Origin of the sequence: Patulibacter defluvii, from assembly GCF_034096925.1 — a bacterium.
Classification (GTDB): domain Bacteria; phylum Actinomycetota; class Thermoleophilia; order Solirubrobacterales; family Solirubrobacteraceae; genus Patulibacter; species Patulibacter defluvii.
On the sequence record NZ_JAWZSQ010000011.1, the window covers coordinates 74836 to 87975 of the forward strand.

General features: G+C 74.6%; 10 protein-coding genes. 5 read left to right on the plus strand and 5 right to left on the minus strand.

Annotation, left to right across the window (positions count from 1 at the left end; genetic code table 11):
• The first annotated feature begins 77 nt into the window (after positions 1–77).
• Complete coding sequence (locus SH587_RS13070; RefSeq protein WP_320671063.1) at positions 78–1457, plus strand: hypothetical protein; 1380 nt, start codon at positions 78–80, stop codon at positions 1455–1457.
• An 11-nt stretch (positions 1458–1468) separates the two neighbouring features.
• Here the strand turns inward: SH587_RS13070 and SH587_RS13075 are convergent, their stop codons facing one another.
• On the minus strand, positions 1469–1861 hold the full coding sequence (locus SH587_RS13075) for a hypothetical protein (protein ID WP_320671064.1): 393 nt from the start codon (positions 1859–1861) through the stop codon (positions 1469–1471).
• Positions 1862–2010: 149 nt separating this feature from the next.
• Between SH587_RS13075 and SH587_RS13080 the strand changes: the two genes are divergently transcribed.
• A complete protein-coding gene (locus SH587_RS13080) occupies positions 2011–2841 on the plus strand; it encodes a cupin domain-containing protein (protein WP_320671065.1) in 831 nt (276 codons plus the stop codon).
• Positions 2842–2923: 82 nt separating this feature from the next.
• Here the strand turns inward: SH587_RS13080 and SH587_RS13085 are convergent, their stop codons facing one another.
• From SH587_RS13085 to SH587_RS13095, 3 genes are read right to left on the minus strand one after another with little or no spacing between them, the layout of a single operon-like run.
• On the minus strand, positions 2924–3481 hold the full coding sequence (locus SH587_RS13085; protein WP_320671066.1) for a GNAT family N-acetyltransferase: 558 nt from the start codon (positions 3479–3481) through the stop codon (positions 2924–2926).
• Positions 3474–3755, minus strand: a complete 282-nt coding sequence (locus SH587_RS13090) for a type II toxin-antitoxin system TacA family antitoxin (protein WP_320671067.1) — start codon at positions 3753–3755, stop codon at positions 3474–3476. Before SH587_RS13090 ends, SH587_RS13085 begins: the two co-directional genes overlap by 8 nt.
• 52 nt (positions 3756–3807) lie before the next feature.
• A complete protein-coding gene (locus tag SH587_RS13095; RefSeq protein WP_320671068.1) occupies positions 3808–5160 on the minus strand; it encodes a calcium-binding protein in 1353 nt (450 codons plus the stop codon).
• A 192-nt stretch (positions 5161–5352) separates the two neighbouring features.
• Here SH587_RS13095 and SH587_RS13100 point away from each other — a divergent pair, with 192 nt between their 5' ends.
• Together SH587_RS13100 and SH587_RS13105 are read left to right on the plus strand one after the other, a co-directional pair.
• Positions 5353–6354, plus strand: a complete 1002-nt coding sequence (locus tag SH587_RS13100; protein WP_320671069.1) for an ATP-binding cassette domain-containing protein — start codon at positions 5353–5355, stop codon at positions 6352–6354.
• Positions 6351–7214, plus strand: coding sequence for an ABC transporter permease (locus tag SH587_RS13105; RefSeq protein ID WP_320671070.1), 864 nt, complete (start codon positions 6351–6353; stop codon positions 7212–7214). Before SH587_RS13100 ends, SH587_RS13105 begins: the two co-directional genes overlap by 4 nt.
• A gap of 87 nt (positions 7215–7301) precedes the next feature.
• On the opposite strand, the gene SH587_RS13110 is transcribed toward SH587_RS13105, so the two are convergent.
• Positions 7302–10463, minus strand: a complete 3162-nt coding sequence (locus SH587_RS13110; protein ID WP_320671071.1) for an ATP-binding protein — start codon at positions 10461–10463, stop codon at positions 7302–7304.
• 198 nt (positions 10464–10661) lie between these two features.
• Here SH587_RS13110 and SH587_RS13115 point away from each other — a divergent pair, with 198 nt between their 5' ends.
• Positions 10662–13028 (plus strand): penicillin acylase family protein, encoded by a 2367-nt coding sequence (locus SH587_RS13115; RefSeq protein WP_320671072.1) that lies wholly within the window; start codon positions 10662–10664, stop codon positions 13026–13028.
• The last annotated feature ends 112 nt before the right edge of the window (positions 13029–13140 follow it).

The window sequence follows — 13140 nt, forward strand, 5'->3', positions numbered from 1 at the left end:
CGTCGGGACGGGCGGAACTCATCGGCGCCCGTGGTTCCACCGATGCGGCCCGGCCCACCGCTGCCGATGATGATCCGATGCCCCCCGCCCGGTTCGTCCCGATCGCCCTCGCCGCCACGGCCCTGGCCGGCGCCGCCGCCAGCCCCGCGGCGGCGACCCAGGTCGCGTACGTCGACGGCGGCCAGGTGTGGGTGTCGACCCTCGACGGCGCCAAGAAGCGGTCGTTGTCCGGTCCCTCGCCCGACGAGAAGCAGTGGAGCGAGGTCGCCCAGGGCGACGACGGGTCGATCCTCGGCGTCCGGCGCGAGAGCGGGAAGATCGGCACGCTCAACGCCACCCGGCTGTGGGGGCCGGACGGGACGCTGCGGGGCGAGGGCTCGCTGACCGCCCCATCGGGCCGCACGAGCTACGCCTATCCCGTGACGCTCGACCTGACGCCGGACGCGAAGGTCGTCGTCTACGGCTACGCCAACTGGAGCGGCTTCGGCACCAGCACGACCTACGAGTTCGGGACCTACGTCGAGGGGTCGAGCGCCTGGTACGCGACGCCCTTCGACCTCGGCGCCGTCCGCGGAGGCACGCTCGTCGACCGCCGGATCGTCGGCTACAACGGTGCGACGGTGGTGACGCAGAACGCGGGCTCCGCGGTGCCGTACTCCAACGACTTCACGCCGTGGTTCGTCGGCGCCGGCGCCGGGGAGAACATCACCCGGGTCGACGTCGCGGCCAACGGCAAGCTGGCCGCCGTCGAGACCTATCCCTCCGGCTCCGGCTCGGGTGGGGACAAGGTCGCGATGGTGCCGTTCGCGAGCCTCGGCGCGCCGCCCCCGACCGACGGCTCGGACTGCTACCTGCCGACCCAGGGCGATCCGTCCTACGTCTCGATCTCGCAGGACGGCACCCGGATGGCCTGGCACGACGACCGCGGCGTCGTGGTGGCCGGCACCCCGGTCTGGTTCCCGTCGGCCGCCGTCTCCACCTGCAACCTCTCCTCGCCGCCGGTCGTGATCTCCGCCAGCGGCAAGATGCCGTCGCTCGGGCCCTCAACGGTCGCCACTCCGCCGACCGGACCCGGCCCCGGCGATCCGGGTCCCGGCGGACCGGGCCCCGGCAATCCGGGCGGCGACGCGCCGGGCGGGGGAGGCCCCGGGGGTTCTCCCGGTGGCGCAGCCCCGAAGGTGACGCTGGCCAAGACCGTCAGGGCCGCCGCACTGAAGGCCGGCCTCGCGCTGAAGGTGACCGTCGCGAACGCCGGGCCCGTCACCGCGACCGCGAAGGTCGGCCGCAAGACCGTCGCCAGCGGCAAGGCGACGGCCAAGCGCGCGGGCGCGATCAAGCTCACGCTGAAGGCGAGCAGGGCCTACCGCACGCGGCTCCGGTCGCTCCGCCGCAAGACGCTGGCGATCACGGTCAAGGCCGGAGGCCGGGCGACGGTGGTCAAGCGCAAGCTGCGCTGAGCGACCGGGAACTAGGCCGGCGCGAACCGGACCCGCTCGACCGGCGGGCAGCGCAAGATCGGCTCCTCGAAGCCGTACAGCTCGAGCAGCGACAGCCGGCCGCCGTCGAGGAAGACGAGCACGCCACCGACCGGCTCGTCGGCGTCGTCGACGATGGTCACGTCGAGGCCGATCGGGCTCTGGAGGGCGACCGGCCGGACCTCCGGCGAGACCGCCAGGTCGACCGTCGCGCAGCCGCACCCGCAGCGCCCGGTCACCGCCGCGTGCCGGACCTGCGCCCGCAGGCCGTCGCGGACCACCGGAGGCAGCCGGTCGGCGATCGCGTCGAGCAGGGCGGCCTCGTCGCGATCGAGCGGTCGCCGGTCGTGGGCGCGCGCCGCCGGGTCCTCGCCGGGCTCGGTCACGGGGAGCAGCCTACGCCGACCGGACCGGACCGGACCGGGCCGGAACCGGACCGGCACCCACGTCGGCACGGTTACGGCACTGTCATCGCCGCCGCCCGCTGCGACAGTCCCGCGCGTTCGAAACCACGAACTCGCTGGAGGAACGCGGGATGCGCAAGTGGCAGCTGGTGACGTTGGCGGTCGGGGTGGCCGTCGTGGGAGCACCGACCGGGGCATCGGCGGTCGAGCTGGAGCCCGGCCGGATGGTGATCTACGAGGCGGGGCGGTCGGTGCCGCAGTCGCAGCTCGTCGACCTGGGCGATCCCGGGGCCCTCGGCGGCGAGGTGCTGTCGGGCAACCCGCGGATCGCGGCCCGGGTCGATCACCAGCGCGACGGGGTGACCGCCGGGGTCTTCCAGGCCACCCGCGGCCGGATCCGGATCCACTTCCCCTTCACCGAGCACGCGACGATCACCTCGGGCACGGTCACGCTGACCGACGCCGGCGGGCAGCGGCGCACGCTCCGGCCCGGCGACAGCTACCTGATCCGCCAGGGCAGCACGATCCTCTGGGAGGTCCGGGGCGCCCGGGTCCAGAAGACGTTCTTCAACCGGGTCGAGGCCACCGACCGGCCCGGGCCGATGCGGATCTACGACGCCCACGACGAGGTCCCGCAGTCCGACCTGACCGACCTCGGCGATCCGGGCGGGCTGGGCGGCGTCGTGCTCTCCGGCAACCCGCGGATCGCCGCTCGGGTCGACGACGTCAACGGCCCCTTCACCGCCGGCATCTTCCAGGCCACCCGCGGCGACGTGCAGATCGGCTTCCCCTTCACCGAGCACGCGACGATCCTCAGCCGTTCCGTCACGCTGACCGATCAGACCGGCACGCGCCGGCGACTGGGCGTCGGCGACTCGTACCTGATCCGCCGCAGCTCCTCGATCCTGTGGCAGGTCTCGCGGCCGCTCGTGCAGAAGTCGTTCTTCAACGTAGTGGAGTAGCACCCGGCAACCGTGGAGGGCTCCGGCCGCTGATACGAGCGGCCGGAGCAGCGCACGACGAGTCTCGGGCCGCCCCGGCTCATCAGGGGCCGCTGGGTACGCCTGGAGGTCCGGACGAGGCCCCGAGCCGGTCGAGCGTGGGGTGCACGTCCTGGGTCAGCAGGTACAGCTCGGGTTCGGAGAGGTTCTGGCGGTCGAACGGCTGGAAGCCCAGCCGCTCCCACCACGAGCGCACGTCCTCGTGCAGCGCGCTGACGACGACCGCGCGGCATGCCGCCTTCGCGTTCAGTTCGACCGCGGTCGCCAGCACGTGGGCGACGAGCGCCGTTCCGATGCCTTGGCCAGAGCAGCGGTGATCGACGGCCAGGCGACCGAGCAGCAGCGCCGGGACCGGATCCGGTGCGCGCGTCGCGACCGGGCGCGGGGCGGAGCTGCGATCGATCGCCGTCATCGCCAGGCTGGCGAACGCGACCACCCGGCCGGTCGGCCTGGCGATCACCCACGTCGCCGCGGTGTTGCCGCGACGATTCTGGCCTGCGTAGCGCCGGAGCCAGTCGTCGAGCGCCGGCTCGCCGGAGTCGAAGTCGCTGCGGTCGTGGTGGGCCGGATCGAGCAGCGCGGGTCGACGGAGCTCAGTCAACCCAGCGGAATCGTCGCGGCCGTCCCAGCGCCGTAGCCAACCGCTCGTTGACCTCGGCCGGCCGCGCCAGCGCCTCTTCGAACGCCTCAGCGGCGTGCGCCGGAAGGGCCACGAACCTGGAGTCGACGAGAACCTCCTCGGCCTGCCGCCAGGCTGCCTGGAGGACGAAGGCGGACAGGCTCAGGTGGCTGGCCGCCGCCGCGCGCTCGAGCACGCGCTTGTCGTGGGCATCGACGCGGATCTGCAGCCGTTCGTCCCTGGTGGTGGGGGGCATGTACTGACTATGGCAGTACATCAAGCGCTGGGCAAGGGCGGCCGGCCCTCCCTCACCGCCGCCCGCGCGACAGCACCAGCGTCGCCGTCCGGCCCTTGACCGTCGCCTTGACGACCCGGCCGCGCGCGATCTTGCGGCTGCGGACGCGGGCTCGCGCCACCGTCACCCGGCAGCCGCCCTTGGCCGCCCGCGAGCGTGCCGCCCGCAGGGTCAGGCCGGCCACGCGGCCCGGGCGGCAGCGGGCGGCGGGGGCCGCGGCCCGCTCGACCTGCTCGCAGTTGGCCACCACGTCGATCGGGTCGACGATGGCCCGGTCGCTGCCGACGCCGCAGTCGATCACGTCCCGCTCGCCGTCGCGGGCGTAGATCGTGTCGTTGCCGAAGGGCACCACGGTGCAGTTGCTCAGGTAGCTGCACCGCTGCGAGGTCTCGTCGCCGTAGATCGTGTCGCGGCCCGGCCCGCCCGTGAGGGTGTCGTGGCCGTACCCGCCCTCGATCCGGTCGTCACCCGCGCCGCCGTCGATCGTCTCGGTCCCGTCGTTGCCGGTCAGGGTGTCGTTGCCGCCCCGGCCCTCGACTCGCGACGTCCCGTACCCCGGCAGGTCGATGGCGTCGTCGCTCTCGCCCAGGACGTAGGTGCCGGGCGGCGAGCAGCAGTCGAAGCGCTCGATCGAGATCACGTCGTCGGCCTCGCCCGGACGGCCGTCGTTGGCGACGCCGTCGAGGGTGATCGAGATCGCGAAGGCCGGATCGGTGGTGTTCGCGTGCCAGTCGAGGGCGCTGTCGTAGCCCGGTCCGCCGTCGACCACGTCGTTGCCCACGACGCCGACGTTGGTGTCCGGGTGCAGCTGGTCGTCGCCCTCGCCGCCCCGCAGGACGTCGTCGCCGCCGCGCCCGTCCAGCCGATCGTTGCCCGGCCCCCCGAGCAGGACGTCGGCGAAGCGGAACCCGTCGAGCGCGTCGTTGCCCTCGCCGCCGTCGAGCAGCACGTGGTTGTCGACGTCCTCGTTGGCCGCGAGCGCGTCGTCGCCGGCCCCGCCCTGGACCTCGATCGGGATCGCCGGCAGCGTCTCGCGCAGCGTGTTGCGGTCGTTGCCGTCGCCGAGCACCAGCCGCAGCCGCGCCGGCACCGGGCACGCCACCAGCGTCTCGTCCTCGGGATCGGGACGCACGCAGCCCGCCCCCGGCTCCAGCCGGTCGCCGCTGTCGCTGATCAGCAGCGTGCCGGGATCGCGCGCGCCCTCGACGTGGACCCAGTTGGTCGCGCCCGGCGCGGCCGTGTAGACGAGCGCGTCGCCGTCGTGGGAGAAGCCGGCGGCGCCCGCCGGTCCAGCGGCGGCCAGGACGGCGACGGTCGTGAGCGCGCCGATCAGGACGCGCCGTGGGCGGTGGGAGGCGGTGGTCATCGCGTCGGCAGCTTGCTCGCGGCCCGCCCGCCGCGCATCGGGGAGCCACCCCGGTATTGCCCCTATCGACTAGCCGTCACGGGCTAGGCGAAACCGTCCCGACCGGTCGCGAAACCGTGGCGCAGCCGTGCTGAAACCGCGTCGACCTAGCGTGCTCTCCATCACCCGTCCCCTGCCGCGAAGGAGCACCACATGACCGCGACACCCGCTGTCGACGCCACCGGCCTGGTCAAGTCGTTCGGCGACTTCCGGGCCGTCGACGGGATCGACCTCGAGGTCCGCCAGGGCGAGATCTTCGGCGTCCTCGGTCCCAACGGCGCCGGCAAGACCACGACCCTCAAGATGCTCGCCACGCTGCTGTCGATCGACGCCGGCCAGGCCGCGATCTTCGGCGTCGACGTCGCCCGCGAGCCGCACCGGATCCGCCAGCTGCTCGGCGTCACCGGCCAGTACGCCTCCGTCGACGAGAACCTGACCGCGAACGAGAACCTGTGGCTGTTCGGCCGCCTCCAGGGCCTGCGCTCGGCCGCCGCCAAGGCGACCGCGACCCGGCTGCTGGGCGAGTTCGGCCTGGAGGAGGCAGCCGACAAGCCGATCTCCCAGTTCTCCGGCGGCATGCGCCGGCGGCTCGACCTGGCCGCCAGCCTGATCACCCGCCCGCCGCTGATCTTCCTCGACGAGCCGACCACCGGCCTCGATCCCCGCACCCGCGGCCAGATGTGGGACACGATCCGGGCGCTCGTCGCCGACGGCTGCACGGTCCTGCTCACCACCCAGTACCTGGACGAGGCCGACCAGCTGGCCGACCGGATCGCGGTGATCGACCGCGGCCGCAAGGTCGCCGAGGGCACCCCGGACGAGCTGAAGGCCTCGGTCGGCAACTCGACCCTCCAGCTCCAGCTGGCCCCCGGCGCCGACCAGGAGCTGGCCCGCGACGTCGTCCGCCGGGTGCTCGGCGAGGAGCCGGTCCTGACCCCCGAGTCCGGCCGCCTGAACGTCGCCCTCGACGTCGCCGACCGCGCCGCCGACGTGCTGATCGGCCTCCGCCAGTCGGCGGTCGAGATCGCCTCGGTCAGCGTCGCGAAGCCGACCCTCGACGAGGTCTTCCTGGCCATCACCGGCCACGACGCCGGCGACCAGGACGGCAGCCCCGACGCCACCCACGACGAGCCCGCCCTGGAGGTGGCCCGATGACCACGACCCTCGACACGCCGGCGCCGACCGCGCCCGTGACCACCCCGACCCCGACCGTCGACCCGGCGGCCGCCGTCGCCCGCGCCCGCTCGCGCAACAGCCTCGCCGAGACCGTCAGCCAGACGCTCTCGATGGCCTGGCGGGCGCTGAAGAAGATGCGCCGCAACCCGGAGCAGTTCTTCGACGTCACGATCCAGCCGCTGCTCTTCACCGCGATGTTCGCCTATGTCTTCGGCGGCGCGATCTCCGGCGACGTCCAGAGCTACCTGCCGCTGATGATCCCCGGGATCGTCGCCCAGACCGTCCTCACCACCTGCATGGCCACCGGCGTGCAGCTGCGCGAGGACATGGACAAGGGGGTCTTCGACCGCTTCAAGTCGCTGCCGATCGCGCGGATCGCCCCGCTCGCCGGCCCGATGGTCGCCGACCTGGTCCGCTACCTGATCGCCGCCGGCCTGACCTTCGCGACCGGGATGGTGATGGGCTACAGCCCCGACGGCGGCGTGCTCGGCGTGCTCGGCGCGGTGCTGCTGGCGATCTTCACCGGCTGGGCGATCGCCTGGATCTTCACCTTCATCGGGACCCTCGCTCGCAGCGCGCAGAGCGTTCAGGGGATGTCGATGCTGATCCTCTTCCCGCTGACGTTCCTCTCCAACGCCTTCGTCCCGGTCGACACCCTGCCGGGCTGGCTGGAGACCTTCGTCAACGTCAACCCGGTCTCGCACCTGGTCTCGGCCACCCGCGACCTGGCCAACCACGCGACGATCAGCGGCGAGGTCGGCTGGACGCTGCTGGCCGGCGCGGTCGTGATCGCGATCTTCGCGCCGCTTTCGGTCCGCTCCTACAAGCGCCACCTCTAGGCGCGCGTAGGCCGGCGCATCTCGGGCCGGTCGGTGCTCGGCAGTACTGCGTACGGCTCTCGCGCCGCCCGACCCGACCTGCTTGGCCTACGCGCGCCTAACAGCCACGAGGCGTACCGCCAGCTCGCGCGCCTCGTCGAGCACCGCCACCGCCCGTCGCTCGCCGAGCGCCGCCTGGGCCGTCGCCAGCGCGCCGGGGGCGACCGCCTCGGCACGCGCCGCCGCCGGCTCCCAGGCCAGCGTCGGGATCGTGCGGTTGTAGGCGAACCGGTCGGCCAGCACCAGCAGCAGGACCGCGTCCTCCGGCGACAGCCCGCCGCGGTGCAGGCCCCACGACCCGAGGCCGAAGAGCAGCGTGCCGGAGGCCGGGTAGTCGAGGAACGTGTCGCCCGGATCGACCACCGCCCGGCAGCGCGCGAGGGCGTGGTCGAACAGCTCGCGGCCGGCGGCCTGCTCGTCGGCGGTGGTGGCGAAGCGGGCGAAGGCGGTCAGCGCGGTCGCCTCGCCGAACAGCACCCACGGCTCGAGCCCGGTCGGCTCGATCCCCGGCATCCGCAGCTCGCGCAGCTCGGCCATCACCCGCTGGTACCGCCGCAGCCCGTCGCCGTGGTCGCCGCGGGCGAGGGCCAGCTCGGCCCACCCGACGTCGACCACCATCGCGCCGCCGAAGATCGTCTCGATCCCGGAGATCCGCACGCTCAGCTCGCGCTCGGCGTCGTCGAGCCGGCCGTCGAGGATCGCGCCCAGCGCCAGCAGCGCCCGCAGCTGGGCGCGATCGTCGCGGGCGCCCAGCCGCTCCAGCACCGGCAACGCGGCGCGGGCGTGGCGCATCGCCGTCGTCTGGTCGCCGAGCTGCATCCACAGCTGCGCCAGCTGGGTCCGCAGGATCGCCCCCGCCCACGGCCCGTCGTCGGGCAGCAGCAGGCCCAGCGCCCGCTCGCCGGCCTCGCAGGCACGGTCCGGCTCGCCGGCGTTCTCGCGGATGTGGATCGACCACTGGAGCGCGGCCAGCGCGGTGTGGCGGTCCGGGTCGTGCTCCAGCCCGTCGAGCCGCAGCGGGAAGCGGCCGCCGTCCTCGGGGTCGTAGGCCAGCATCACCCGCGCGGCGCCGGCCAGCCGCGGGTCGTCGGTCGCCTCCGGCCCCAGCCGCGCCAGCAGCTCGCGGACCGGCCCGGCGTGCTCGTCGCTGGTCACCATCGCGTTGCCGAGCGTGACCGTCGCCGCCGCGAGGGCGATCTCGCGCAGCTCCGCCGGCGGCTCCCAGCCGTCGAGCGCCTGCGCCACGGCCTGGATCAGGACCACCGGCCGCTCGTGCTCGCCGCGGATCGCCCAGAAGCCGCCGAGCGTCGCCATCAGCCGCGCGACCGCGGCCGGGTCGCCGTCGGCCAGCGCGCTGCGCAGCTCGTCGGCGAGGTTGCTCTCCTCGGCGTCGAGCGCGTCGATCGCCGCGAACTGCTGGCGGCCGAAGAGCAGCCGGCCGTGGCGGGTGGCGTAGTCGATCGCCCAGGCCCGCTGGGCGGCGGCCGCGGCTTCGCGCTCGCCGGCCGCGTCGAGCCGCATCCGGCCGAACTCGCGGACGGTCTCCAGCATCCGGTAGCGGACCGGGCCAGCCGCCTCGTGGACGCTCAGCAGCGACTGGTCGACCAGGCCCTGGATCGCCTCGAACGCCCCGTCGCCGAGGACCGCGTCGGCCGTCTCGAGCGTGAAGCCGTCGTGGAACAGCGCCAGCCATCGCAGCGCCCGCCGCTCGTCGTCGCCGAGCAGGTTCCACGACCAGTCGATCACCGCCAGCAGCGTCTGGTGGCGGTCGGGGGCGCTGCGGTCGCCGCCCCGCAGCAGCGCGAAGCGGTCCTCCAGCCGGCGGTCGATCTCGTCGACGGCCATCGCCCGCACCTTCGCCGCCGCCAGCTCGATCGCCAGCGGCAGCCCGTCGAGCCGCTCGACGATCCGGCGCACGACCGCCTCGTCCAGCCGCACGTCGGGCCGGGCCGCGACCGCCCGCTGCCGGAAGAGGTCGACCGCGTCGTCGGCGGCCAGCTCGCCGAGCGGGTAGACGCGCTCGGCCCCGATCGCCAGCCGCGCGCGGGTGGTGGTGACGACCCGCAGGTCGGCGGTGGTCGCGACCAGGAACGCCACCAGCTCGGCGACGGCCGCGACCAGGTGCTCGCAGTTGTCGAGGATCAGCAGGGTCGGCGCCCGCGCCAGCTGCTCGGCGATCCGGGCCCGGACGTCGGCCCGCTGCTCCGGCGTCAGCGTCCTCCGGCTGCTGACCGAGTCGCGGACGCCGAGCTGCGAGCCGACCTCACCGACCAGGTCCTCGGGCGTGGTGACGCCGACCAGCTCGACCACGTGAACGACCGGCTGCGAGGCCTGGCGCGCGAGCACGTGGGCGATCCGGGTCTTGCCGAGCCCGCCGGGACCGAGGATCGAGACCACCCGGGACGTGGCCAGCAGCGACCGCAGCCGCTCGACGTCGCGGTCGCGGCCGAGCAGCACGGTGGCGTCGAAGCGGACGCCGCTGCGGACCGGCCGGTCGCGCGCCAGCAGGTCGCGGTGGACCCGCTGGAGCGGCTCGCCCGGGTTCGCGCCCAGCCGCTCGCGGAGGTCGCGGCGGTAGCGCTCGTAGCGGTCGAGCGCGGCGCCGGGCCCGCGGACCTCGAGCTCGCTGCGCAGCAGGTCGGCCAGCAGCGGCTCGTCGTCGGGCGCGGCGGCGTGGGCCGCCTCCAGCACCGGCAGCGCGTCCTCGTGGGCGCCGGTCCGGCTGGAGGCGCGGGCCAGCAGCAGCCGCGCCCGCCCGGCGTCGGCGGCAGCCTCGCGCCGGAGGTCGGCCAGCGGTCCCGGCTCGTCCTCGGCGACCGCCGCCAGGCCGTCGGCCAGGGTCAGCGCCTCGCGGGCCCGCTCGGCGGCGGCCAGCGGGTCGTCGCCGATCGCGCGGGCGGCGGCGGCCACCAGCGCGGCCAGCCGGGCGCTGTCGACCTCGTCGGCGGACAGCCCCAGCCGGTAGCCGTCGCCGTCGCGCAGGACGGTCTCCGGCCCGCAGGCGGTGCGGGTGCGGGAGACGACCACCTGCAGGCCCTTGGTGGCGTTGGCCGGCTCCTCGTCGCCCCAGATCAGCTCGACCAGCCGCTCGCCGCGGACGGTCCGCCCGGCGCGGGCCGCCAGCGCCGCCAGCAGCGCCTGCGAGCGCTCGCCGACGACCGTCGCGCCGTCGCAGCGGACGCCGTCGAGGAGGGTCAGGCGGACGGGCACGCGGGTCAGTCTAGGCCCGGTGGCGGGCGGGGCGAACGTCGCACGCCGGCCGGCCGCCGCGGGCCGTGCGACGTTCGCCCTCGCGGGCGGTGGCGAGCGTGACACGGCGGCCGGGGCGGTGGCGGCACGTGACGTTCGCCACCGGGGAGCGGCGCCAGATCGTTCCCGCGACTCCCCGCCGACGACTAGGCTGGGGGAGTGCTGAGGGGGATGGTGGGGTTGGCGGCGACCGTCGCGGCGTGCGCGACGTTCGCGACGAGTGCCGACGCGCGGGTGGTCCGCGCGGAGGGGGTGCTGCCGCCGGGGCAGAGCGGCTACGTCTCGCTGACGGGGCTGCTGCAGGGCACCGGCTCGCCGCACCTCTACGACCAGCAGCCGCTGTTCGTCAACTGGCAGCGGAAGTCGATGCTGCTCGACCAGCCGAGCCTCGACGAGCAGCGGCCACGGCCGGGCGTCGTGATCCGGCGCGACCGCTACGGCGTGCCGTCGGTGACCGGGGCGACCGAGCTCGACGCCTGGTGGGGCGTCGGCTACGCGGTCGCCCAGGACCGGCTCTTCCAGCTCGAGGCGTTCCGCCACGCGACCAAGGGCCGGCTGGCCGAGCTGACCGGCAAGGACGCGCTCGAGGACGACCTGGTCTCGCGCCGCGACTACTACACGGCCGACGAGCGGCGGGCGATGCTGGAGCGGCTGCCGGCCGCCTCGCGGGCCCGCGCCGAGGCCTACCGCGACGGCGTCAACCGCTGGATCCAGCACGTCAACCTGGACCTGGCCGATCCGGTCGGCGTCCTCGACCTGCCCGCCGAGTACGTCGCGACGCTGACCCAGGTCGAGCCGTGGACGCTCGACGACAGCATCGCGATCGGGATCTTCCTCGGCCGCACGATCCCCAGCGGCGACGGCTCGGAGCTGCGCAACCTGCGGCTGCTCCAGCAGCGCGGCAAGCAGGCGCTGGAGGCGCTGGTGCCGCTGCACCAGCGCGGTCAGCTGTCGACGATCCCGCGCGAGGAGGGCCGCTTCCCACAGGGCGCCGAGCTGACGCCGGCCCAGGAGCGGGAGGCGCTCGACCGCTCGGCCGAGCTGGCCACGACGCTGCCGGCGGCCTCGCGCGCGGCGGCCGGCGCGGCGACGGCGAAGAACGACCTGGAGGCCGGGCGAATCGGCCGCGTCGGCGGCTCGTCGATGTTCACCGTCCGCAAGCCGGGCGGCGGGGCGCTGCTCTTCAACGGCCCGCAGCTGGGCTTCTCGGCTCCCGAGCTGTTCGTCGAGCTCGAGGTCCACGCGCCGGGGCTCGACCTGCGCGGGGTGACCGCGCCCGGCCTGCCGATCATCGGCACCGGCCACAACGGCAACGTCGCCTGGGGGATCACCAGCGGCCTCAGCGACGAGGACGACCTCTACGCCGAGAAGCTCGTCCCCGGCCAGCCGGAGAAGTACTGGTACAAGGGCCAGATCCGGACGATGGACTGCCGCGACGAGACCTTCACCTACAAGGAGGGCGTCAGCGCGCTGCTCGACGGCCGGGTGCCGGAGTTCGGCACCAAGAAGGAGCGGATCTGCCGCACCGTCCACGGTCCGGTCCAGGAGCGGCAGGGCAACGTCGCCTACGCGCGCCGCTACGCGATCTGGGGCCGCGAGACCGAGACGCTGCCGGCGATGGAGCAGGTCAACCGCGCCCGCGACATCCACGAGGTCGACCAGGCGACCCGCTCGCTGACCTGGAACGAGAACCTGATGGCCGCCGATTCGAAGGGCAACATCGGCTACTGGCACCCGGGCCTCTTCCAGCAGCGGCCGGCCGGCTACGACCAGCGGCTGCCGCTGCCGGGCACCGGCGAGGCCGAGTGGCCGGGCCTGGTCGACCGCGCGACGCTGCCGCGGGTCATCAACCCCAAGCAGGGCTGGCTGGCGAACTGGAACAACGTCCCGTCGCAGGGCTGGACGACCGGCGACAGCGTCGCCGACGAGCGGCTGACCGGCCGCTTCCACCGCGTCGGCTGGCTGATGTGGCTGGTCCGGTCGCTGGCCAAGGACCCGACCTGGGAGGGCGCCGAGCGGGCGATCCGCCAGGAGGGCAGCGTGGCCCAGCAGCGGCCGCTGGCGGGACGCCGGCTGCGGCTGGCCGCCGACGGCGCGAGCGGCAAGGCGGCCAAGGTGCTGGCCGTGATCCGGGCCTGGGACGGCGACTACACCCGCACCGACGCGGCCAAGACGGTCGATCCCGGCGTGGCCGCCTGGGACGCCTTCAAGCAGCAGGCCGCGAAGCAGGCGACCGCGGCGATCGGCGGCTTCGCGGGCTTCGCCGAGCGACCCTCGAACACCCACCAGTTCGACGCCACCAACGCCCAGGGCTACGCGCTGCGGACGCTCGACGCCGACGGCTACCGGCGCGCCGCGGCCGCCGCCCACGACGTGCTCGTGGCCCGCTTCGGCAGCGACGACCCGGCCCGCTGGCGCGAGCCGCGGCGCGAGATCGCCGTCCCCGCCCAGGGCGCGATGCAGGCCCCGCGGCAGCCGTTCTTCGACCGCGGGACCTGGGAGCAGCTGATCGAGCTGGAGCCGTAGGGGCGGGGCCGGCTGGAGGGGCCAACGTCGCACGGCCACCCGCCCGTCGCTGGCGTGGAACGTTCGCCGTCGCCTGCGGTGGTCAACGTCGCACGGTGGGGGAGCGGGGCCG